Below are 22,302 nucleotides of genomic sequence, written 5' to 3' on the forward strand. Positions count from 1 at the left end.
CGCACCGCCCTTCGAAGAAGAAAAGGAGACAGCCATGAACGACGAACCCGCCCTGCCCGCACGCCGCCCCCTGCCCGACTTCGCGCACACCGCACTGCGCCCGGTCAAGCTCGCGCACGTCGTGCTGCGCGTGGGCGATCTCGCCCGCTCGCGCGGCTGGTACATCGAAGTGCTGCAGGCACGCGTGGCCTTCGAGAACGACATGCTGTGCTTCCTGAGCTACGACGACGAGCACCACCGCATCGGCCTGGTCGCGCCGCCCGGGCTGAAGCACGAGGCCGACGCGAGCACGGGGCTGGAGCACATCGCCTTCACCTACGGTTCGCTCGGCGAGCTGCTGGCCAACCACCGGCGGCTGGCGGCGCGCGGCATCCGGCCCTACTGGTGCATCAACCACGGGCCGACGATCTCGATGTACTACCGCGACCCCGACGGCCACCGACTGGAGCTGCAGCACGACGTGTTCGAGACGGCCGCGGAAGTCGACGCCTTCTTCGCGGGCGGCGCCTATGCCGAGAACTTCATGGGCGTGGTGTTCGACCCCGACGCGCTGGCCGCACGCTACGAGGCCGGCGAGCCGCTGGCTTCGCTCACCGCGCGGCCCAGGCTGCCGCAGGGCAAGGGGCCGTGGGACATGTTCGTGCCCTGAATTACAGGGCGCTCAGCACTCCACGACGTTCACCGCGAGGCCGCCGAGCGAGGTCTCCTTGTAGGTCGCCTTCATGTCCTCGCCGGTCTGCTTCATGGTGCGGATCACCGCGTCGAGCGACACGTAGTGGCTGCCGTCGCCGCGCAGCGCCATGCGCGCCGCGTTGATGGCCTTCACCGCGCCCATCGCGTTGCGCTCCACGCAGGGAATCTGCACCATGCCGCCGACCGGGTCGCAGGTGAGTCCGAGGTTGTGCTCCATGCCGATCTCGGCCGCGTTCTCGACCTGCGCCGGCGTCGCACCGAGCACCGCTGCCAGCGCACCGGCCGCCATCGAGCAGGCCACGCCCACCTCGCCCTGGCAGCCGACCTCGGCGCCCGAGATGGAGGCATTGGTCTTGTAAAGCATGCCGATGGCCGCGGCGGTGAGCAGGAAGTCGACGATGCCCTCGTCGCTCGCCTGCGGCACGAAGCGCTGGTAGTAGTGCATCACGGCGGGCACCACGCCGGCCGCGCCGTTGGTGGGCGCGGTGACCACGCGGCCGCCGGCGGCGTTCTCCTCGTTCACCGCCATCGCGAAGGCGTTGACCCAGTCCATCGCTGCGAGCGGATCGGCGGCTCCGGCCTGCGCGAGCAGTTCGCGGTGCAGCTCCGGCGCGCGGCGGCGCATGCGCAGCGGGCCGGGCAGCGATTGCGCGGCCAGCGGGTTGTCGATGCCGAAACCGCGCTGCACGCACTGCTGCATCACCTGCCAGACGCGCAGCAGCCCCGCGCGCACTTCGGCTTCGGGACGCCACGTGCATTCGTTGCGCATGACGAGCGCGGCCACGGAGAGGCCGTTCTCGCGGCACTGCGCCATCAGCTCGTCCCCGGTGGCGAAGGGATGCGGCACGGCGGCCGCCGCAGCCACCGTCTGCGCCACGGCCTGCCCGCCCTCGACGACGAAGCCGCCGCCGACCGAGAAGTACGTGCCCTCGGCCAGCGCGGCGCCATCGGCCGCGAAGGCGGTGAAGCGCATCGCGTTGGGATGTTCGGGCAGCGACTCCTCGCCGCGAAAGGCGATGTCTCTCACGCGGTCGAAGTCGATGGGCGTGGAGCCCAGCAGCTCGAGACGACCGGTGCGGCGCAGCGCCTCCAGCCGGGGCTGCACGGTCTCGGGCCGCACGGTGTCGGGTGCGTCGCCGAAGAGGCCGAGGATCACCCCCTGGTCGGTCGCGTGCCCGTGGCCGGTGGCGCCGAGCGAGCCGAACAGGTCGACCTGCAGCCGCGCCACCTGCGCGAGCAGGCCGCGCCGCTCGAGCGACTGCGCGAACATCAGCGCCGCGCGCATCGGCCCCACGGTGTGCGAGCTGGAGGGGCCGATGCCGATCTTGAAGATGTCGAAGGCGGAGAGCATCAGCGCATCATGCCCTCATCTGCCGATGCGGGAAGCTGCTGCTTGACCAGTGCCACCCAGTAGGCGGCGCCCAGCGGCAGGATGTTGTCGTTGAAGTCGTAGTACGGGTTGTGCACGTTCGGATCGTTCGGGCCCTCGCCCGCGCCGATGCCGATGTAGGCGCCGGGGCGCTTCTGCAGCATGAAGGCGAAGTCTTCCGAGCCCATGGCGGGCGGGATGTCGGTGTGCACCTGGGCAAGCTCCACCAGGCTGGCGGCCGCGGCGATGGCGGCGTCGGTCTCGGCGGGCGTGTTGACCACGCCGGGGTAGCCGCGGCGGTAGTCGAGCGCCACCTTCGCGCCGTGCGTGGCGGCCACGCCGTCGCAGATCTGCTGCATGGCGGCGTGGGTCTTGTCCTGGATCTCCGGATCGAGGGTGCGCACGGTGCCGCGCAGCACCACGGTCTCGGGGATCACGTTCCAGGTGTCGCCGCCATGGATCTGCGTGACGCTCACCACGGCCGAGTCGGTCGCGCCGGTGCGGCGGCTCACGATGGTCTGCAATGCGTTGACGAGCTGCGCCGAGACCACCACCGAGTCGATGCCGGTCTCGGGCATGGCGCCGTGGCTGCCCTTGCCGGTGACGACGATCTCGAAGGTGTCGAGAAAAGCCGTCATCGTGCCCTTGCGGATCGCGAACTGGCCGCGCGGCAGGCCGGGGAAGTTGTGCATGCCGTAGACGGCATCGGCCGGGAACTGCTCGAACAGGCCCTCGTCCACCATCACGCGGCCGCCGCCTTCGTTCTCCTCGGCGGGCTGGAACACGAAGTGCACCGTGCCCTTGAAGGGCTTGTGGCGCGAGAGATGCTCGGCCGCGCCCAGCAGCATCGCGGTGTGGCCGTCGTGGCCGCAGGCGTGCATCTTGCCGGCGCACTTGGAGGCGTGCGGCTGCGTGCCGAGCTCCTGCATGTTGAGCGCGTCGAGGTCGGCGCGCAGCGCGATGCTCGGGCCCTCGCCGTTCTTCAGCGTGCCGACCACGCCGGTGCCGGCCAGGCCGCGGTGCACAGGCAGGCCCATCAGCATCAGCGCGTTGGCGACGACGTTGGCCGTGCGGTGCTCCTCGAAGGCGGTCTCGGGATTGGCGTGGATGTCGCGGCGCCAGGCCAGCATGCGGGCACGGGTGTCTTCGGCGATTTCGGGGTCGCGGTACATGGTGTTGATCTCTCGTGGGACGGGGTCAATGGAAGAATTCGGCAATCACGGTGGCGCCGAGGAAAGTGCCTGCGGTAGCGGTAAGAGACACCACCAAGATGCGCCAGCCCAGCTGGCGGAACACCGGCATGTCCTTCGCGACCGAGAAGCCGGCCAGCGCGAGCACCGGCGTGGTGAAGGCCAGGAAGTTGAGCTTGGCGGTGATCGCGATCAGCGCGTCAGAGAACGGGAACAGCCCCGGGATGCCAGCCACCGTGGCCACCACCGACAGCACCAGCACCATCGGCAGGCGCGGCACCAGGCGCTTGATGCCCTCGACGATCAGCGCGATCAACGCGACAGCCGCCAGGCCTTCGAGCGACACCAGCACCGGCACCTTGTAGGTCAGCGAGTTGCCGATGAGCACGCCGCCGCTGACCACCGCCCAGGCGATGAGCGTGTCGCGCAGCGGCAGCGCCCCGCCGTGGCCGACGCTGACCTGCGACACGGCACCCGTGCCGGCGTCCTGCGCGCCGCGCTTCGAGAAGCGGCCCAGAACCGGCTCCAGCTTGCCGTAGAGCCACGAGCACAGCGGCAGCGACAGGAACAGCGTGAAATAGAAGCCCACCACCGTCGTCAGCAGGTTCGACGCGGCGGCGATGGCGGTGAGCTGCGGCAGCATCTCGGCCGGCTGCTGCGCCGCGATGGCGCCCAGCGCCGCCGCCATCAGGCTGCCGGAGCCCACGCCGGCGCCCATGGCCAGCGAGCGCGGATCGAAGATGTGCAGGCTGGCGACGAAGCCCGCCAGCACTGCGATGAAGAGCGCGCCCAGCACGGTGCCGGTGATGTACTCGGCCAGCACGCCGCGGCCCTCGGGTGAGGCCATGCCGTACTTCTCGCCGATGATCACGAGGTTGCCCTCGCGGCCCACAGAGAAGGTGGCGCCCACCGCCTCGCGCTTGATGCCCAGCAGCAGCGCCAGCGGCAGGCCCAGCGCCAGGGTGCCGAGTGCATGGCCGAACTCCTGGAACAGCAGCGCCCAGCCGGCCTGCTTCACCTGCGGCAGCGCGGCGCCGACCGTGAGGCCCAGCTTCACCACGAACAGCAGCAGGCCCGCGTTCAGCAGGCCGCCAGCGAATGACTGCTCGGCCGTTGCCACCCGCACCACGACCGGCACGCGACGATGCGCGATGCCCCACGCGGCCGCGATCAGCAGCGCCCACAGCATCGGCAGCAGCGCCACCTTGCCCGGGCCGACGCTGAACTGCACCGGGCCGATGAGCTCGGCCGCCGCCACGACGGCCAGGGTGACGAGCGCGAGCCGGAGTTTTCCGGAAGCCGACGACGAAGCGCCGGGAGCGAGCGAAGTGGGGGTGGAAGCAGCGGATGTCATCGGTTGGGGCATCGTGTGGCGCAGCGGCGGCTGCGGGCTGCCGGGAAGTTTCGGATCGCCTGCCTCTTGCATCAATGGCCGCGAATCGGGATATTCGTTGCATTGAATGCAACACTCAGGAGACGAAGGCCATGGACGACAGGCTCGACACGCGCCGCGTGCGCTACTTCATGCAGGTGCTGGAGAGCGGCTCCGTGCGCGGCGCCGCCGAGGTGCTCGACATGGACCCCTCGGCCGTGAGCCGCGCCATCGGCATCCTCGAACAGGAGTGCGGCCTGCCGCTGCTGGAGCGCCACGGTCGCGGCGTGGTGCCCACGGACGCGGGCCAGATGCTGGCCGGCTACGTGCGCCGCCAGAACAGCCAGAAGCAGCACCTGATGGCGCAGCTCGACAGCATCCGCAAGATCGAGCGCGGCCACATCGACATCGTGGCCGGCGAGGGCTACGTGGACTGGCTCATGCGCCACAGCCTGCGCGACTTCATGACCTCGCACCCGAAGATCACCATCGACCTCGACGTGGCCAGCACCGACGAGATCGTGCAGCGGGTGGTGGAGGAGCGCGCCCACGTCGGCCTGCTGTTCCAGCCGCCCAAGGACGATCGGCTGACCTCGCACCAGTCGCACCCGCAGCCGATCCAGGCCATGGTGCTGCGCTCGCACCCGCTGGCGCAGCTCGACCGGCCGCTGACGCTCGCCGACCTGCAGCCCCACCCGGGCGCCACGCTGCACCGCAACTTCGGCGTGCGCCAGCACATCGAGGCCGCCGAGATCAGCGAGGGCGTGCGCCTGCCCTCGCTGCTGACCACCACCTCGTTCAGCGCGCTGGGGCATTTCGTCTCGGCGGGCCTGGGCTATGCGCTGGGCACGCGCATCTCGCTCACGCCGAACGCGAGCAACCCCGATCTGGTGGAACTGCCGATGAAGAACCCGCTGCTGTCGCAGGGCCGCTCGCACATCGTGTCGCGCCACGGACGCATGCTCTCGCCCGCCGCGTCGGAGCTGCTGCGGCAGGTGGTGGCGGACATGCGGCGCTTCGCGGAGACCAAGCCTTCCGAATGACGATGAAGGGCTTCGTTTGCGCGCCGGGGCCCTTCGGTGTTCTGATCGGGCCCAACATGCTCTACGTCACCGCCCTCTTCGTCCACCTGCTGTGCGCCGCCTTCTGGGTCGGCGGCATGGCGACCATGCACTTCGCCGTGCGCCCCTCGGCCGTCGCCACGCTCGAACAGCCGCCGCAGCGCCTGCGCATGATGGCCGCGACGCTGCGGCGCTTCTTCGTGGGGGTGGACGCCTCGGTCACGCTGCTCTTCGCGACCGGCGTGGCGATGATCCTTGCCGGCGGCGGCTTCCGCGGCCTGCACTGGCGCATCGAGGCGATGATGAGCATCGCGATCGTGATGGCCGCCATCTACACCTACATCCGCGCCTTCGTGTTCAGGGCGATGCGCCGCGCGGTGGATGAAAGCGCCTGGCCGGTGGCTGCCGCGCGGCTGAACACGGTGCGCAAGCTGGTGACGGTGAACCTCGTGCTGGGAGTCGTGGTGTTCGGCGTGGCGACTATCGGGCGGGCGGCCTAGCTTTTGCGGTACTCCGGCTCAATCCGCGGCTCACCGATGCAAAGAACGGAGACGCATTCGGCCACGCTGGTGACTAGGTATTCACGGACATCGCCATAGAACAATCCGATGCAACTGCCAGGGCGAGTGGACTCCTGTGACAGCCACCCACCAGATTGAATTGAGAACACCGAGCAGCTCGGAGAAGAGCAGGCTGGCCAGTATTCAGCAAGATCGCGCTCATCCATGACCCTGTAGGCCACGACGTGGTCGAATCTGATACTGATCAACGTATTGCTCTTGGGAGCCTGCGCGACGACTGTGAGCTTTCGCGCTGCATAGTCGATACGCACGATCTCACTGACACCGTAGTCGTCGACCGCGACAGGCAACGCAACCGCCTCGACCTTTGTCGGCTGAGTCATGGCACGGCCCGCTCCAACACGATGTGCATCGCATAAGAACGTTCAGACATCGAAATCTCCCCAAGGACCGTTCTGCGCAATATGGCGTTCACCGATTCTCCGCCAAGCTTTCAATGCCTATAGCACCATCTTCAGCTCACCAAACAGGGAAGCCGCTTGAGTTGCAGGGAGGCGCAATCCGTGCGCGAGCCCGCGTGGCGCCACCGGCGCCGGTAGGCCGCACCGCTCAGACCAGGTTGAGCTCCACGTCGATGTTGCCGCGCGTGAGCTTCGAGTAGGGGCAGGTCTGGTGCGCGGTGTCGACCACGGCGCGCGCGATCTCGCGGTCCAGGCCGGGCAGGCTCACGTTCAGGCGCGCCTGCAGGAAGTACTGGCCCTCTTCGAGCACGAGGTCGACCTCGGCATCCACCGACAGGTCGGCCGGCAGCTTGACCTTCAGCGTGCCCGCGGCCTTGCCCATCGCGCCGATGAAGCACGCCGACCAGCCCGCCGCGAACAGCTGCTCGGGGTTGGTGCCGGTGCCGTTGCCGCCGGGGGGCGAGAGCTGGATGTCCAGGTGGCCGTCGCTGCTGCGCGATGCGCCGAGGCGGCCGCCGGTGGTGTGGGTCTTGCCGGTGTAGAGGACTTGCTTGTCGGTCATGGTGGTTCCTTGGATGGAAGGTGATTCGGAATGAGGCCCGGTTGTCGAAGGCCCCGTCGCTTCGTGCGATGTGCGTCGGAAGCGATGCAGGAATTACATCGGCGGGCTGTATCCGCGATGTGTCGAACCACCTGCCGATTTGCATGCCCGTGTGTCCGCAGCGCCGTGCAGACACAGTGGCGTACAAATCTGCGGACGGAGGGAATCAGGAAGAAGGAAGGCTCAGGCCGCCGGGCCCTTGAGCTCGACGGTGTTGCCGTCGGGGTCGGCGACGTAGATCGAGGGCCCGTTGCCCTCCGCGCCGAAGTTGTTCTGCACCTCGCCGTTCACCGCGACGCCATGCTCGGCCATCAGCGTGCGGATGACGGCTTCGTCGAAGGGCTCGATGCGCAGGCAGACGTGATCGACGTTGCGGCCTTCCGCACCGGCGAGCGCCCCGCCCTGCCGGCCCAGCGGGCCGTCGTGCGTGACGAGGTCGATCAGGCTGGTGCCCGCGCGCAGGTGCACGAGCCCCAGGTCGTCGCGGCGCTTCTCGACGGCGCAGCCCAGCACGCCGCGATAGAAGGCGATGGAACGCTCGGCATCCTTCACGCGCAGCACGACGTGGTCGATGCGCAGCACCGAGAAAGCGGGCATGGGCATCGGGCTGACCATGGCCTCTTCCTTCTTTTCTCTTTCGTCTTCAGACCACGCCGGCCGACCGCAAGGCCTCGAAGCGGGCCGTGTCGATGCCCATCTCCGCCAGCACCTCCTGCGTGTGCTGGCCCAGCGCCGGCGGTGCATGGCGCAGCACAGGCGGCGTTGCCGAAAGGCGCAGCGGGCTCGCCACGCCGGTGATGCTGGCGATGCCGTCACCCGCATCGCGCGGCAGCGTGACCGCGAGGCCGCGCGCCTTGACCTGCGCGTCGTCGAAGGCCTGCGCGATGTCGTTGATCGGGCCGCAGGGCACGGCCTTGTCCTCGAGCAGCGTGACCCACGCGGCGGTGGTGCGGGTGCGCGTGAGCTCTTCCATCATCGGGATCAGCACGCCGCGGTGCTTCACGCGCAGCGTGTTGGTGGCGAAGCGCGCGTCGGTCGCCCACTCGGGGTGGCCGCCGGCCTCGCAGAAGCGCGCGAACTGGCCGTTGTTGCCGATGGCCAGCAGCATCGCGCCGTCCTGCGTCGGGAAGTCCTGGTAGGGCGCCAGGCTGGGGTGCGTGTTGCCCTGGCGCCCGGGCGCCTTGCCGGTGTTGAGGAAGGCGCTCGCCTGGTTGGCGAGGATGGCCATGCCCACGTCGAGCAGCGCCATGTCGATGTGCTGGCCCTCGCCGGTGCGCTCGCGCACCTGCAGCGCGGCCAGGATGGCGGTGCTGGCGTAGACGCCGGTGAACAGGTCGGTCAGCGCCACGCCCACGCGCAGCGGGCCGCCGCCGGGCACGTCGTCGGGGCGGCCGGTGATGCTCATCATGCCGGTCATGGCCTGGATCATCAGGTCGTAGCCCGCGCGCTCGGCGTACGGGCCGTCGTGGCCGAAGCCGGTCACGCTGCAGTAGATGAGGCGTGGGTTGGCCGCGCGCAGGCTTTCATGGTCGAGGCCGTACTGCCTGAGGCCGCCGGTCTTGAAGTTCTCCACCACGATGTCGGCCTGCGCCGCCATCTGCTTCAGAAGCGCCTGCCCGTCGGGCATGGCCATGTCGACCGTGACCGAACGCTTGTTCCGGTTGCAGGCGGTGAAGTAGCTGGCCTGGTCGGTGTCGTTGCCGTTCGCGTCCTTGACGAAGGGCGGGCCCCAGGTGCGCGTGTCGTCCCCGACGCCGGGGCGCTCGATCTTGACGACGTCGGCGCCCAGGTCCGCAAGGATCTGCGTGCACCACGGGCCCGCGAGCACGCGGGACAGATCGAGGACCTTGATGCCGTCGAGTGCTGCGGGCTTGGTCATGCGGCTCAGTTGGCGAAAGCTGCGATGCCGGTGATGGCACGGCCCAGGATGAGCGCGTGGATGTCGTGCGTGCCTTCGTAGGTATTGACCACTTCGAGGTTCACCAGGTGGCGGGCCACGCCGAACTCGTCGCTGATGCCGTTGCCGCCCATCATGTCGCGCGCCATGCGGGCGATGTCGAGCGACTTGCCGCAGTTGTTGCGCTTCATGATCGAGGTGATCTCGACCGCGGCGATGCCTTCGTCCTTCATGCGGCCCAGGCGCAGGCTGCCCTGCAGGCCCAGCGTGATCTCGGTCTGCATGTCGGCCAGCTTCTTCTGGATGAGCTGGTTGGCGGCCAGCGGGCGGCCGAACTGCTTGCGGTCCAGCGTGTACTGGCGGGCGCGGTGCCAGCAGTCTTCGGCGGCGCCGAGCGCGCCCCACGAGATGCCGTAGCGGGCGCTGTTGAGGCAGGTGAAGGGACCCTTCAGGCCCTGCACTTCGGGGAAGGCGTTCTCCTCGGGGCAGAACACGCCGTCCATCACGATCTCGCCGGTGATGCTGGCGCGCAGGCCGACCTTGCCGTGGATGGCGGGGGCGCTCAGGCCCTTCATGCCCTTCTCGAGCACGAAGCCGCGGATCGGGCCGACGGCGCCGCTCTCGCTGACTTCCTTGGCCCACACCACGAACACGTCGGCGATGGGCGAGTTGCTGATCCACATCTTGGAGCCGGTGAGCGAGTAGCCGCCGGGAACCTTCTTGGCGCGCGTGGCCATGCTGCCGGGGTCGGAGCCGTGGTCGGGCTCGGTCAGGCCGAAGCAGCCGATCCATTCGCCGGTGGCGAGCTTGGGCAGGAACTTCTGCTTCTGCGCCTCGGAGCCGAACTCGAAGATCGGCACCATCACCAGCGAGCTCTGCACGCTGGCCATCGAGCGGTAGCCCGAGTCGACGCGCTCGACTTCGCGGGCGATCAGGCCGTAGGCCACGTAGTTGAGGCCGGGGCCGCCGTACTGCTCGGGGATGGTCGGGCCCAGCAGGCCGAGGGCGCCCATCTCGCGGAAGATGGCCGGATCGGTCTCGCCGGTGCGGAAGCCTTCGAGCACGCGGGGAGCCAGGCGCTCCTGGCAGTAGGCATTGGCCGCGTCGCGGATCATGCGTTCTTCATCGGTCAGCTGCTGGTCGAGAAGAAGGGGGTCGTCCCAGTGGAATTGCGCTTTGGCGGCCATGTGGCTGTCTCCGGAAAAGGGGGAGGAAAAGGAAAAGAGGGGAATCAGGCGATGCTAGCCACGCACCGGCCATGACGCAAACGAGGATTCCGCACCCAGATATGCGTTCGTAGAATGTCTTGCAAGATGTTCGGGCGGCTCCTCCATTGACGAGCCGTCGGGTCCATACATACAGCCGAGGCATACATGCGCCGCAAGATCCCGCCCCTGCAGACCCTGGTGTGCTTCGACGCCGCCGCGCGCCACGAGAGCTACACGCGCGCCGCGCAGGAACTCGCCCTCACACAGAGCGCGGTGTCGCGCCAGATCGGCACGCTCGAAGGCTTCCTGGGCGTGGCGCTCTTTCGTCGCACGCGGCACGGCGTGGCGCTCACGGCCAGCGGCGCGGCCTATGCGCGGCAGATCAGCAAGCGGCTCGAAGCGATGGAGCGCGACACGCTCGACGCCATGGCGCACCAGGGCGAAGGCGGCTCGCTCTCGCTGGCGGCCGTGCCCACTTTCGCCACCCGCTGGCTGATGCCGCGCCTGAAGGGCTTCGCGGCGCTGCAGCCCGACGTGGTGGTGCACATCGAGACGCGCACCCGCCCATTTCTCTTCGCCGACGCGGAGTTCGACGCCGCGCTCTATGCCGGCACGCCCGCGCAGGTCGAGAACTGGGCCGGCACGCGCGCGCTGCTGCTGATGCACGAGGACGTGGTGCCGGTGTGCAGCCCCGCGCTGCTGCCGCGCGGCAAGGCCGTGACGCCCGCCGCCATCGCCAGGATGCCGCTGCTGCAGCAGAGCACGCGCCCCGACGGCTGGCGCCAGTGGTTCGATGCGCAGCGCGTGGACGCGCCCAACGCGCGCGGCGGCCCGCGCTACGAGCTCTTCTCCATCCTGGCCGCGGCAGCCTCGCACGGCCTCGGCGTGGCGCTGATGCCGACGATGCTGGTGGCCGACGAACTCGCGCGCGGCGAGCTGGTGGTGGCCTGCGCGCGGCCGCTCTCGGGCGAGCGCAACTACTACCTCGTGACGCCCGAGCGTGCCGACCAGCGGCCGCTCTTGAAGTTCTTCAGCGACTGGCTGCTGGAGCAGGCGCGGCAGCCGGGGGCGACGCCTTCTTCGGCTGCGAGACGCGCTGCGGCCTGAACGGCCCCGCGACCTTCTCCAGCCATGGGTCGCAGACGGCACGCAGTTCCGGATCGACGTCGAACTGCGGATCGCGCGCGTCGAACAGCACCGACTTCTTGGCCTGCGCTCGCACCAGCGAGAAGGCGTCCTTCTGCGATCGGCTGTTGTCGAACATCAGCGTCATGTTGGCGATCTGCGCAGCATGGCCGACCGCCGCCTGCGTGCGGGGAAAACGCTCGATGAGCTTCCTGCGGTCCACGTCGTGGCCGCCCTGCTGCTTGCGCGTGCTCACGCGGAAGACCGACATGTCCACCGACACCAGCCCCACGAAGAGCAGCACGACGAAGTAGCCCGCCTCCTGCATCGCGCGGATGTCGTCGGCCTTCGACTCGTGGCCGCCGCCGGGCAGCGGCTTCCAGTGCGAGAACACGGTCTCGAAGGCGAAAGGCATGCGCTGGTCCATCACCAGGCTCTTGAAGGCGCGCACGCCCTTCTGCGAGAGGATCTGCCAGCGCTCGTCGTCGTCGCGCAGGCGCTGGGCCCACGGCGGGATGTGTCCGGTGGAAGGGTCGGCGTCGGGCAGGATGGACATCATCATCCGGTCGGCGTTGACCAGCGGCAGGCGCAGCGAGGGCGCCAGGCGCGAATACCAGAGCGTCGATTTGCCGGAGCCGTTGTGGCCGGCCAGCACGAAGGCCACCGGACGCGGGCCCTGGGTCTGCTCCAGCAGCTTCTCGAGCTTCGGCGGCCGGCTGCTCACGCCTTGCTCGCGCGGAACCTGCCGTCGACCATGCGGCCGATCACCTTGGTGCCGTCGGCCGCCTCGCGCACGATCTTGCTCGGGTCGGGCGGATAGGCCGAGTACGCATACACCTTGGCCGCGTTGGGCCCGCGGAAGACCACCGACCTGTCGATGCCCGGCTTGCCCAGTGCACGGGCCGCCTTCTTCATGAGCACGGTGGTGTTGTCCTCGGGCCGCACCTGCGGACGCGGTGTCTTGCCGACCTTGACCAGCGCCATGCCGCGCCCGAGCACGGCCACCGGTCGGCCCTGCACCAGTTGCTCCGGAGAGCTGTCGCGCGCAGCGGTTTTTTGTCTTGCCATGGGGGGATGATCGCTCAAAACCTGCGCCTGCCTGCGCCCTGCCCTGCAAAGCCCGCGATGCCAGCCGGTGCGAAAAGCCGCGTCCGGAAACGGCGAGCCTTGATGCGCGGAAGCGGCAACACTGCAGGCATGACAGCAACTCCCGCCTCGCTGGTCGAACAGCTCGACTGGCCCCGCATCGAAGCCGACATCGCCGCGCGCGGCTGCGCCGCCACCGGCACCGCGCTCTTCACCCCGACCGAATGCGCGGCGCTCGTGGCCATGTACGACCGGCCCCGCCATTTCCGCAGCCGCGTGGTGATGCAGCGCCACGGCTTCGGCCAGGGCGAGTACCAGTACTTCGCCTATCCGCTGCCGCCGAAGCTGGCAGCCTGGCGCAGCGCGCTTTACGAGCGCCTCGCGCCGCTGGCCAACGCCTGGGCGGCGGCGATGGGCCAGCCTGCCGACTATCCGGCGCAGCACGATGCCTACCTCGCGCGCTGCCATGCGGCAGGCCAGGAGCGCCCCACCCCGCTGCTGCTGCGCTACGGCGAAGGCGACTACAACTGCCTGCACCAGGACCTGTACGGCGACCTGCAGTTCCCGCTCCAGCTCACGGTGCTGCTGAGCGAGCCGGGGCGCGACTTCGCCGGCGGCGAGTTCGTGCTGACCGAGCAGCGCCCGCGCATGCAGTCGCGCGCGGAGGTGGTGTCGCTCACGCAGGGCGAGGCGGTGATCTTCGCGGTCAACCAGAGGCCCGTGGCCGGCACGCGCGGCAGCTATCGCGTGACGATGCGCCACGGCGTGAGCCGCGTGCGGTCGGGACGCCGGCACACGCTGGGCATCATCTTCCACGACGCGCGCTGACGCGCCGTCCTCCTGCAGCTTTCCCGGCAGTTCTCCTGCACCGGTCTATACAGGGCCGTGCCATCCTGGGACTGGGCAGTCCCGCACGGCAGGCCGAAGTGGAGCGAAAATCACGGCCGTTTCCGCGCAGCCACGGACTCCGGCACCACGATCGGGGCCATGGGCCTGGCGGAAGCCGGCCCGCAGCCTCGGTGCTGCGGGTGCGTCGAGTGGTCGCCAGGGAGCTGTATGAACAAGAACTCGTCCGGGAATCCGGAAGCGACGGGAAAGCCGTCGATCGAATCCGCCAGGGGCGCGTCGCCGCCCGCGGCCGCGCTCGTCACACCCGCGGGGCGCTCGCGGCGCTTCAGGGTCGACGTGGGCACCATCGTGAGCGCAGTGGCGCTGGCGCAGTCGCTGCTGCTGGTGTCGCTGGGCTACTGGGGCTCGCAGAGGCTGGTCTCGCGCATCGGCGTGTCGGCGCACAAGTCCAACCACGACCGTACCGAAGACAAGGTGCTGGCCTTCCTGCACAAGGCAGAGTCGGTCATCAACGCGGTGGGCACCGCCCCCAGCCTGCAGCCGGCGGGCGAGCAATCGGAACGAACGGCGGAGCTGCTCTGGACGCTGCTGCAGCAGTCGCCCGAGCTCGACAGCATCTACGTGAGCAACGAGAAGGGCCGGATGCTGATGGCCCTGCGCTACCCGGTGCCGGCCATGCGCCACATCGAGCTCGGCGACGGCTTCACCACCGAGACCTGGCAATACAAGCTGCCGCTGGACGCCGAGGCCGACGCCCAGCAGCGCTACGCCACGCAGCACATCGCCTCCCGGCGCACCGACTACAACCCGACGCAGCGCGGCTGGTTCCTGCAAGCACGCAAGGCGGGCGGGCCGGTCTGGACGCAGCCCTACGTGTTCGCCGCGGCGCAGGAGCTCGGCGTGACCTACGCGCTGCCGAGCCAGCGCCGTTATCCGGACAACAGCCCGCAGGCGCTGGTGGTCGCGGGCGACGTGTCGCTCGGGCGGCTCTCGGAGTTCGTGCGCCAGTTCAGCAGCGACGGCTACGGCGACAGCGCACTGCTGAGCGCCGACTTCAACGTGCTCGCGCGCAGCGACCTGCCCGGCGTGCTGCACAAGCTGGAGCCGCCCAGCGGCGTGCTCGGCGCACTGCATGCGCACATGGTGACGGCCGGCACCGCGGGCGGCGGCAACGACACCGCGTTCTCCTTCACCTACGAAGGCCGCCGCTACCTCGTGCAGACATCGCGCATTCCGAGCACCGGCTGGCAGCTCGTGAGCTGGGTGCCCGAGGACATGCTGCTCGGCGACCTGCATCGCGCGGTGCTGTGGAGCCTGGGGCTGGCGGTGGCCTTTCTCGCGGTCGCGCTGTTCATGTCGCTGAAGCTCTCGAAGCTGGTGACCGCGCCGGTGGAGAACCTCTCGCACATCGCACGGCGAATCGGCCTGCTGGAGCTCGACAACCTGCCGCGCGAGCCGAGCCGCGTGCTCGAGATCCAGCACCTCGACCAGGCACTCGACGACTCGGCGCGCAGCCTCAAGGCCTTCAGCAAGTTCGTGCCGGTGGACATCATCAACCAGTTGATCGACGAAGGCCACGCGCTCGGTCCTTCAGGTTCGCCGCGGCGCGTGACGGTGATGTTCACCGACGTGGAGGGCTTCACCTCGATCTCGGAATCGCTGGACGCCGACGTGCTGGTGGGCATGCTCACCGAATACTTCAACCTCGCGACCGGCGTGTTCGCGCGGCACGGCGGCGTGGTCGACAAGTTCATCGGCGACGGCATCATGGTGCTGTGGGGCGCCCCTTCGGACCTGAAGGACGCGGAATACAAGGCCTGCCTGGCCGCGCTCGAACTGCACGTGGAGATGGACGAGCTCAACCGCAGGTGGGCCGAACGCGGCCTGCCCGAGTTCCGCACCCGCATGGGCATCCACACGGGCACGGTGATCGCCGGGGTGCTGGGCTCGAACGACCGGCTCTCATACACCGCGTTCGGCGATGCGATCAACGTGGCGAGCCGCATCGAGGGCATCAACAAGCAGCTGGGCACGCTGGCGCTGATGTCCGAGACCACCTACGCCGGCCTCGAAGGCCGGCTGCATACGCGGCGCATCGAGGAGCAGATCGAGCTGCGCGGCCGGCAGACGCGCATGGTGCTCTACGAGCTGGTGATGTCCTGAGGCGCCTAGCGCGGCGCCTGGGCGATGCGCACCAGCACGAGGTCGGCGCTGGTGGCGCCGCCCTGCGTGAGCACCGGGTACTGCGTGTCGTTGATGAAGAGGAGCTGCTCGCCGCGCGTGATGCGCGCCGACACCGCATAGCGCATGCGCGGATCGATGCGCGCGGCGTCCACCTTCAGCTCGTAGGCGAAGGGCACCTGTTTGCCATTCGCCTTGATGCGCTGCTCGGCGAGCACCTTCGAAGGCGCATCCATGAGCGATACGTCGAGCAGCTGCACCACGATGTCGGCTGCAGGGTCGAGCGCGATGCGTTCGCGGTAGGTGACCGTGCCGGTCACGCGCAGCTGCGCGGTGCCGCCGGCTGCCGGCGACGAGGGCACTGCGCAGGCGCTCAGCAGCGAGGCGCCCGCGATGGCGGAGAACATGAGGAGGCTGGTGCGTCTTTTCATCCGACGCATTATGCGGAGGCACGCTGCGCGGCGAAGGCCACGTACCAATCGAGACTCCCGGGGTTCGCCATTGCTTCACGGTTGACAACCTTTTCGATCGGCTGGCCCAGCAGCAGCTTCTTGATCGGCAGCTCCTGCTTCTTGCCCGAGAGCGTGCGCGGTATCTCGGCCACCTGGAAGATATCGTTGGGCACGAAGCGCGGCGACAGCGATGTCTTGATGGCGCTGTCGATCTTCGCGCGCATGGCATCGTCGAGCGCCACGCCGGGGCGCAGCACCACGAACAGCGGCATGTAGCTGTCGCGGCCCAGGTATTCGAGGTCGACCACCATCGAGTCGAGCACCTCGGGCAGGCCCTCGACGGCGCTGTAGATCTCGCTGGTGCCCATGCGCAGGCCCTGGCGGTTGATGGTGGCGTCGCTGCGGCCGTAGATGATGCAGCCGCCGTCCTCGCCGATCCTGATCCAGTCGCCGTGGCGCCAGACCCCGGGGTAGGTGTCGAAGTAGCTCGACACGTAGCGCGCGTTGCCCTCGTCACCCCAGAAATACAGCGGCATCGACGGAATGGCCTTGGTGCAGACCAACTCGCCGACCTCGCCGATCACAGGCTGCCCCTGCTCGTTCCAGGCCTCGACCGAATGGCCAAGCTCGCGGCACTGCATTTGTCCGGGCACCTCGGGCAGGTCGCGGTTGCCGCCGACGAAGGCGCCGCAGAAATCGGTGCCGCCGGAGATGTTGCACCACCACACCTCCTTCGAGCCCGCATCGAGGATCTGCCTCGAGCCCCAGCGCTGCACTTCCTCGGGCAGCGGCGAGCCGGTGCTGCCCAGGGCACGCACGCGCGAGAGATCGCCGCACTCCTTCGCGACGAGCCCGGCCTTCATGCAGTTGGTGAAATAGGCCGCGCCCGCGCCGAAGAAGGTGACCTTGTGGCGCGCCACGAAGCGCCACAGCACGCCCCAGTCGGGCTTCTCCTTGCTGCCCGCCGGATTGCCGTCGTAGATGCAGATGGTGGCGCCGAAGGCCATGCCCGACAGCTGCGAGTTCCACATGACCCAGCCGGTGGAGCTGAACCAGTGGTAGCGCTCGCCGAAGTTGTTGGCGCCGTAGCTCGCCCCCACGTCGTTGTGCAGCCCGCAGGCGTGCATCGTGAGGATGATGCCGCCCTGCCCGTGCACGATGGGCTTGGGCAGGCCGGTGGTACCGCTCGAATAGACGATCCAGATCGGGTGGTCGAACGGCAGCCACTCGGGCTCGAAGGCGGCGACCTCGGCGTCGTCGCGCGCGATGGCCTGCGTCCATTCGACATCGTGCGGCACCGCATCGGCCGCATAGGGCGACTTCACGAGCAGCAGCTTCTGCACGCTGGGCAGCTGGCCGCGCAACTCCCGAAGCACCGCGCTGCGGTCCAGCGGCTTGCCACCGTAGTGCACGCCGTCGACGGCGATCAGCACCTTCGGCTCGATCTGCCTGAAGCGGTCGGCCACGGCGGCCGTGCCCATGTCGGGCGCACACACGCTCCAGATCGCGCCGATGCTGGAGCATGCGAGAAAGGCCACCATGGTCTCGGGCACGTTGGGCATGTAGGCCGCGACGCGGTCGCCGCGCTTCACGCCCAGCGACTTCAGCGTGAGCGCCACCGAAGCCACCTGCCGGCGCATCTCGGGCCAGGACATCTCGCGCACCTGGCCAAGTTCGTTGTCGCTCACGATGGCGGGCATGCCTGCCGCATGGGCCGCATCGACGTGGCGCAGCACCTCGCGTGCGTAGTTGACCTGTGCGCCGGGGAACCAGCGTGCACCGGGCATGCGCGATTCGGCGAGCACCGCGGTGTGCGGCGTGGGCGATTCGATGCGGGCGTAGTCCCAGATGCTCTGCCAGAAGGCGTCGAGCTCGGTGACGGACCAGCGCCAGAGGGCGTCGTAGCTGTCGAATGCGAGGCCGCGCGTCTCGCGCAGCCAGTCCTGGTAGAGGCGGATCTGGGGGATGTTGGGAGCGGGCATTGCACGAGCGTAGCGCCGCGAACGACCGTGCTCAATGAGGGTTGACCTCAGGGTTTGTACGCGTGTTCAATGTTTTTGTACAAGCGTTCAATACGCCCCCGATGAGCACCCGCACACCCACCGCAAAGCGCCAGGTCTCGCGCGCACCGGCACAGGCCGCCGCCGTAGTCGCCATCGAGACTGCACGGCCCGACCGCAAGCAGGCGATCCTGCTGGCGGCCGAGAAGCTCTTTTCGCAGCACGGCTACCACGTGGTGACGATCCGCCAGATCGCCGAGGAGGCCGGCGTGCCGCTGGCGCTGGTGGGCTACTACTACGGCCAGAAGCACGAACTCTTCCACGCGATCTTCGAGCACTGGGGACACTCCATCGAGGCCCGGCTGGCGGGCCTGGCCGCGGTGGACATCGACCCCGACGACGCGCGCACGCTGCCGCGCATCATCGACGCCTTCACCGCGCCCGTGCTGGCGCTGCGCGCGAGCGCCGAGGGCGAGTACTACGCGCTGCTGGTGGCGCGCGAGCTCTACCACGCCACCGAGGAAGCCGACCGCGTGCTGCGCGCCTACTTCGACCCGCTGGCCGAGGCCTACATCGACGCGCTGCACCTCGCGATGCCGCACGCCACGCGCAGCCAGGCCGCCTGGGGCTACCAGTTCGCGCTGGGTTCGCTGCTGCACCACCTGAACGACAGCCGCATCGAACGGCTCTCGCGCGGCGAGAACACGCGCGCCGACCCGGCGGTGGCCCCGATGCTGGTGAACTTCATCGTCGGCGGACTGCGTGCGGCGCTGCCGCGTCCGAAGACCGCCAAGCCGTCGCAGAAGAAAACCATACCCAGGAGACAGAAGACATGATGAAACGACGCACCCTGCTGTCGGCGCTCGCCGCAGCGTCGGCTGCCGCGGCGCTGCCTTCGCGCGCGCAGTCCACCACGAAGATCGTGTTCGGCTACACGGCCGTGACCGACTTCGCATCGGTGTTCGTGGCCGCCGAGGAGGGCTACTTCAAGAAGCGCAGCCTCGACGTGGAGCTGAAGTTCATTCCGCTGAACTCGACCATCCCGGCGGCGCTGCAGTCCGATTCGCTGCAGATCGGCGGGCCCACGCCCTCGGTGTTCCTGCAGGCGGTGGACGGCGGCCTCGACCTGGTGCTCGTGGCCGGCGGCGGCCTCACCTCGAAGACCATCACCGGCTTCGGCCTGGTGGCGCGCGCGGGCTCGGGCATCAAGAGCGCGCAGGACTGCGTGGGCAAGAAGATCGGCGTGCCAGGCCTGGGCGCCTTCCTGCACGTGACCTTCCGCGCATGGCTGAAGGACAGCGGCGTGGACTACCGCAAGGTCAACTTCGTCGAGGCCGCGTTCCCGCAGCATGCCGACCTGCTGCGCGGCGGCTCGGTCGACGCGGTGGTGTCGGCCGATCCGTTCATGAGCCGCATCACGGAGAGCGGCGCCGGCTACGTGGCCTCGTATTACTCGACCTTCCTGCCCGAGAACAACCAGACGATCGTGCACGCTGCCAAGCGCGAGTGGGTGGCGAAGAACCCGGCGGCGGCGCGCGCCTTCCGCGAGGCGCTGGTGGAAGCCGCCGCGTTCATGCAGCAGCCGAAGAACGACGCCAAGGTGCGCGCATCCATCGGCAAGTACATCAAGCTGCCGCCCGACGTGCTCGCCAAGGTGCAGGTCTCGCCGCCCGGCCCCGTGGTGACCGACAAGCAGCTTTCCTACTGGACCGGGCTGATGAAGGAGCAGGAGATGCTCAAGACGAACATCGACGTCGCGAAGCTGGTGGCGAAGTGATCGCAACGCCCGCCCCGCTCACCGCGCGCGCTGCGTTGCAGCCGGGCACCTTCCACGCGCCGGCCGGCACCGCGGCGCAGGCCGTGCCCTTCCTGCGCTTCGACGGCGTGACCATCCGCCTCGGCGGGCGCGAGATCCTTTCGCCGACATCCTTCGACGTGGCGCGCGGCGAGTTCGTCTGCATCGTCGGCCCCAGCGGCTGCGGCAAGACCACGCTGCTGCGCGCGGCCAGCGGACTGGTCACGGCCAGCGCGGGCGAGGTGCGGCGCAACGGCGTGAAGATGACTGAGCCCTCGCGCGAAGTGGCCTTCGTGTTCCAGGACTACGGCCGCGCCCTGCTGCCCTGGCGCACGGTGGAAGGCAACGTGAGCCTTGCGCTGGAAGCGGCCGGCGTGCCTGCCGCGCAGCGCGCACCGCGCATCGCCGACGTGCTCGGCAAGGTCGGTCTCGCGAAGCACGCGCACAAGTTCCCGGTGCAGCTGTCGGGCGGCATGCAGCAGCGCGCGCAGATCGCCCGCTGCCTCGCGCAGAGGCCCGAACTGATGATGATGGACGAGCCCTTCGGCGCGCTCGACGCGCTCACGCGCCAGAGCCTGCAGGACGAGCTCGCGCGGCTGGTGCGCGAGGACGGGCTCACCGTGCTCTTCGTCACGCACGACCTGGAGGAAGCCATCTACCTCGGCGACCGCGTGATCGCGCTGCAGGCCAACCCGGGGCCGGGCCGGCCCAGCCTCGCGCGGATGATCGACGTGAAGATTCCGCGCCCGCGCGACCAGCTCTCGACCAAGGAGCATCCGGAATACCTGCACCTGCGCCGCGAGCTCTTCGCTTTCATCGAGCAGGGCCATGACTGAGAGCCGCCTCTTGCGCTGGCTGCGGCCGTGGGTGTTTCCCGTGGTGCTCGTCGGCGCCTTCGAGTGGTATGCGCGGCGCGCGGCGGCTCTCGGCAGCGACGCGCTCGCGCCGCCCACCGCCGCGGCGAAGGCTTTCGCCGGCGCCGCCATGGACGGCTCGCTCTGGACGGCCACCGGCTTCACGCTCGGCACCGCCGCGCTCGGCCTGCTGCTGGGCGCAATGCTCGGCATCGCGCTGGGCGTGGTGCTCGGGCTCTCGCGCCGCGCGGCGCAGCTCGGCTCGGTCTCCATCGAAGTGCTTCGGCCCGTGCCTTCGGTCGCGCTGATTCCGCTGGCAATGCTGGGCTTCGGATTCGGCGTGCGCATGGAGCTGGCCATCGTCGCGTTCGCCACCTTCTGGCCGCTGCTGGTGCTGGTGCAGGCGGCGGTGCAGCAGGTGGAGCCGCGCCTGCTCGAGGTCAGCCGCGTGCTGGGGCTTTCGGCGCGCGAGCGTGCCTTCAAGATCGTGCTGCCGGCCATCGTGCCGCGCCTGTTCGTCGCGCTGCGCCTGGGCGTGGCGGTCGCGCTGGTGGTGGCGGTGACGGTGGAGATCGCGGCCAACCCCAACGGCATGGGCTACGCGATGATGATCGCGCAGCAGAGCTTCGACCCGGCGCTGATGCTGGCCTGGCTGGGCTGGATCGGCATCGTGGGCTTCGTGGTCAACGCCAGCATGCTGATGCTGCAGCGCGCGGTGTCGCGGCGCATGGGGGTGCTGTCATGAGCGACAGCCGCATCGGCCTCTACAGGGTCGGCTCGCTGGGCGTGCTGCTCGTGCTCGTCGCGCTGTGGTGGATCGCGAGCAACGCCGGCTGGGTGAGCCGCGTGTTCCTGCCGACCCCGCAGGCCACCTTCGCGAGCCTGCTCGAAGGGCTGAATCTCTCGGGAAGCGGCAATGGCAGCGGCGAGCTGCTCGGCTTCACGCGGGCCACGGTGGGCCGGATGATCGAAGGCTGGCTGCTGGCTTCGCTCTTCGGCGTGCTGCTCGGCGCGGCCATCGGCGTGTCGCCGTCGGTGCGCGCATGGGTGCAGCCCACGCTCGAGTTCATCCGCCCCCTGCCCGCCTCCGCGCTGCTGCCGCTGGCCATCTCCATCTTCGGGCTGAACCCGGGCATGGTGCTTTTCGTGGTCGCCTTCGGTGCGATGTGGCCGGTGCTGCTGGCCACGGTGCACGGCTTCGCAGCGGTGGAGCCACGCCTTTCGGAAGTGGCGCGCTGCCTGCAGATGTCGCGCGCGGCGTACATCTGGAAGATGGGCCTGCCCAACGCGATGCCAGACATCCTCGCGGGCATGCGGCTCGCGCTGACCATCGCGCTGATCGTCGCGGTGGTGGGCGAAATGATCGCCTCGCAAAGCGGCCTGGGCCAGGCCATCCTGCTGGCCGCGCGCGCCTTCCGTGCGAGCGACCTGTTCGCCGGCATCGTGCTGCTGGGGCTGATCGGCTTCGCCAGCAATGCGCTGCTGGCCTTTGCAGAACGGCGGTTGCTGCGGTGGCAGCGGCCTTAGGAGCGGGAACTCCGAGCTTCCGGACGCGGAGGGCGCGAAAGGAAGACCGGGATTCCCTTT

Annotated in this window: 23 protein-coding genes; 11 read left to right on the plus strand and 12 right to left on the minus strand. The window is 69.1% G+C overall.

Translation table 11 applies throughout. The annotated features are described in order from the left end of the window. Positions 1-34: 34 nt before the first annotated feature. Positions 35-649, plus strand: coding sequence for a VOC family protein (locus G369_RS0108255; protein ID WP_019653516.1), 615 nt, complete (start codon positions 35-37; stop codon positions 647-649). A 12-nt stretch (positions 650-661) separates the two neighbouring features. Here G369_RS0108255 and G369_RS0108260 read toward each other — a convergent pair whose 3' ends face one another. From G369_RS0108260 to G369_RS0108270, 3 genes are read right to left on the minus strand one after another with little or no spacing between them, the layout of a single operon-like run. Next, positions 662-2,047 carry an L-serine ammonia-lyase gene (locus G369_RS0108260; RefSeq protein ID WP_026346274.1) on the minus strand — a complete coding sequence of 462 codons (1,386 nt, stop codon included), beginning with the start codon at positions 2,045-2,047 and terminating at the stop codon, positions 662-664. Continuing rightward, entirely contained in the window at positions 2,044-3,234 is a 1,191-nt protein-coding gene (locus G369_RS0108265) for a M20 aminoacylase family protein (RefSeq protein ID WP_019653518.1), read from the minus strand. Before G369_RS0108265 ends, G369_RS0108260 begins: the two co-directional genes overlap by 4 nt. A 25-nt stretch (positions 3,235-3,259) precedes the next feature. Then, positions 3,260-4,606: a DUF3100 domain-containing protein gene (locus G369_RS0108270; protein ID WP_026346275.1), complete on the minus strand. Its 1,347-nt coding sequence runs from the start codon at positions 4,604-4,606 to the stop codon at positions 3,260-3,262. A gap of 131 nt (positions 4,607-4,737) precedes the next feature. On the opposite strand from G369_RS0108270, the gene G369_RS0108275 reads away from it, so the two are divergent. Together G369_RS0108275 and G369_RS0108280 are read left to right on the plus strand one after the other, a co-directional pair. Next, positions 4,738-5,667 carry a LysR family transcriptional regulator gene (locus tag G369_RS0108275; protein ID WP_019653520.1) on the plus strand — a complete coding sequence of 310 codons (930 nt, stop codon included), beginning with the start codon at positions 4,738-4,740 and terminating at the stop codon, positions 5,665-5,667. Beyond that, positions 5,664-6,185, plus strand: a complete 522-nt coding sequence (locus G369_RS0108280; protein WP_019653521.1) for a CopD family protein — start codon at positions 5,664-5,666, stop codon at positions 6,183-6,185. Before G369_RS0108275 ends, G369_RS0108280 begins: the two co-directional genes overlap by 4 nt. On the opposite strand, the gene G369_RS35545 is transcribed toward G369_RS0108280, so the two are convergent. From G369_RS35545 to G369_RS0108305, 5 genes are all read right to left on the minus strand, one after another. Beyond that, entirely contained in the window at positions 6,182-6,589 is a 408-nt protein-coding gene (locus tag G369_RS35545; protein WP_019653522.1) for a hypothetical protein, read from the minus strand. The two genes, G369_RS0108280 and G369_RS35545, sit on opposite strands and share 4 nt — an antisense overlap. Before the next feature lie 226 nt (positions 6,590-6,815). Further along, a complete protein-coding gene (locus tag G369_RS0108290) occupies positions 6,816-7,229 on the minus strand; it encodes an organic hydroperoxide resistance protein (RefSeq protein ID WP_019653523.1) in 414 nt (137 codons plus the stop codon). A 222-nt stretch (positions 7,230-7,451) separates the two neighbouring features. After that, on the minus strand, positions 7,452-7,883 hold the full coding sequence (locus G369_RS0108295) for a VOC family protein (RefSeq protein WP_020722997.1): 432 nt from the start codon (positions 7,881-7,883) through the stop codon (positions 7,452-7,454). Between the two features lie 28 nt (positions 7,884-7,911). Next, complete coding sequence (locus G369_RS0108300; RefSeq protein ID WP_019653525.1) at positions 7,912-9,147, minus strand: CaiB/BaiF CoA transferase family protein; 1,236 nt, start codon at positions 9,145-9,147, stop codon at positions 7,912-7,914. Between the two features lie 5 nt (positions 9,148-9,152). Next, positions 9,153-10,352 (minus strand): acyl-CoA dehydrogenase, encoded by a 1,200-nt coding sequence (locus G369_RS0108305; RefSeq protein WP_019653526.1) that lies wholly within the window; start codon positions 10,350-10,352, stop codon positions 9,153-9,155. Between the two features lie 186 nt (positions 10,353-10,538). Here G369_RS0108305 and G369_RS0108310 point away from each other — a divergent pair, with 186 nt between their 5' ends. Continuing rightward, positions 10,539-11,480: a LysR substrate-binding domain-containing protein gene (locus tag G369_RS0108310; protein WP_019653527.1), complete on the plus strand. Its 942-nt coding sequence runs from the start codon at positions 10,539-10,541 to the stop codon at positions 11,478-11,480. On the opposite strand, the gene G369_RS0108315 is transcribed toward G369_RS0108310, so the two are convergent. Beyond that, positions 11,404-12,222 carry a zeta toxin family protein gene (locus tag G369_RS0108315; protein ID WP_019653528.1) on the minus strand — a complete coding sequence of 273 codons (819 nt, stop codon included), beginning with the start codon at positions 12,220-12,222 and terminating at the stop codon, positions 11,404-11,406. The two genes, G369_RS0108310 and G369_RS0108315, sit on opposite strands and share 77 nt — an antisense overlap. Next, complete coding sequence (locus G369_RS0108320; protein ID WP_019653529.1) at positions 12,219-12,566, minus strand: hypothetical protein; 348 nt, start codon at positions 12,564-12,566, stop codon at positions 12,219-12,221. Before G369_RS0108320 ends, G369_RS0108315 begins: the two co-directional genes overlap by 4 nt. Before the next feature lie 129 nt (positions 12,567-12,695). Here G369_RS0108320 and G369_RS0108325 point away from each other — a divergent pair, with 129 nt between their 5' ends. Together G369_RS0108325 and G369_RS0108330 are read left to right on the plus strand one after the other, a co-directional pair. Further along, positions 12,696-13,412 carry a 2OG-Fe(II) oxygenase gene (locus G369_RS0108325; RefSeq protein ID WP_026346277.1) on the plus strand — a complete coding sequence of 239 codons (717 nt, stop codon included), beginning with the start codon at positions 12,696-12,698 and terminating at the stop codon, positions 13,410-13,412. A gap of 228 nt (positions 13,413-13,640) precedes the next feature. Beyond that, positions 13,641-15,596 carry an adenylate/guanylate cyclase domain-containing protein gene (locus tag G369_RS0108330; RefSeq protein ID WP_019653531.1) on the plus strand — a complete coding sequence of 652 codons (1,956 nt, stop codon included), beginning with the start codon at positions 13,641-13,643 and terminating at the stop codon, positions 15,594-15,596. A gap of 5 nt (positions 15,597-15,601) precedes the next feature. Here G369_RS0108330 and G369_RS0108335 read toward each other — a convergent pair whose 3' ends face one another. Next, entirely contained in the window at positions 15,602-16,045 is a 444-nt protein-coding gene (locus tag G369_RS0108335; RefSeq protein WP_019653532.1) for a YbaY family lipoprotein, read from the minus strand. 8 nt (positions 16,046-16,053) lie between these two features. After that, complete coding sequence (locus G369_RS0108340) at positions 16,054-18,048, minus strand: acetoacetate--CoA ligase (protein WP_019653533.1); 1,995 nt, start codon at positions 18,046-18,048, stop codon at positions 16,054-16,056. 101 nt (positions 18,049-18,149) lie between these two features. Here G369_RS0108340 and G369_RS0108345 point away from each other — a divergent pair, with 101 nt between their 5' ends. Genes G369_RS0108345 through G369_RS0108365 form a run of 5 tightly spaced genes read left to right on the plus strand, consistent with a single transcriptional unit; the run spans position 18,150 to position 22,242 of the window. Then, a complete protein-coding gene (locus G369_RS0108345; protein WP_019653534.1) occupies positions 18,150-18,902 on the plus strand; it encodes a TetR/AcrR family transcriptional regulator in 753 nt (250 codons plus the stop codon). Further along, positions 18,899-19,843 (plus strand): ABC transporter substrate-binding protein, encoded by a 945-nt coding sequence (locus tag G369_RS0108350; protein WP_019653535.1) that lies wholly within the window; start codon positions 18,899-18,901, stop codon positions 19,841-19,843. Before G369_RS0108345 ends, G369_RS0108350 begins: the two co-directional genes overlap by 4 nt. Beyond that, a complete protein-coding gene (locus tag G369_RS0108355; protein ID WP_019653536.1) occupies positions 19,840-20,697 on the plus strand; it encodes an ABC transporter ATP-binding protein in 858 nt (285 codons plus the stop codon). The genes G369_RS0108350 and G369_RS0108355 overlap by 4 nt, the downstream gene beginning before the upstream one ends. Then, the gene (locus G369_RS0108360) at positions 20,690-21,460 is read left to right on the plus strand and encodes an ABC transporter permease (RefSeq protein WP_019653537.1); all 771 of its coding nucleotides are present in this window, start codon (positions 20,690-20,692) and stop codon (positions 21,458-21,460) included. The genes G369_RS0108355 and G369_RS0108360 overlap by 8 nt, the downstream gene beginning before the upstream one ends. Then, the gene (locus tag G369_RS0108365; protein WP_019653538.1) at positions 21,457-22,242 is read left to right on the plus strand and encodes an ABC transporter permease; all 786 of its coding nucleotides are present in this window, start codon (positions 21,457-21,459) and stop codon (positions 22,240-22,242) included. Before G369_RS0108360 ends, G369_RS0108365 begins: the two co-directional genes overlap by 4 nt. Positions 22,243-22,302 lie beyond the last annotated feature (60 nt).

Source organism: Variovorax atrisoli 110B (genome assembly GCF_000382045.1).
Classification (GTDB): Bacteria; Pseudomonadota; Gammaproteobacteria; order Burkholderiales; family Burkholderiaceae_C; genus Variovorax; species Variovorax atrisoli.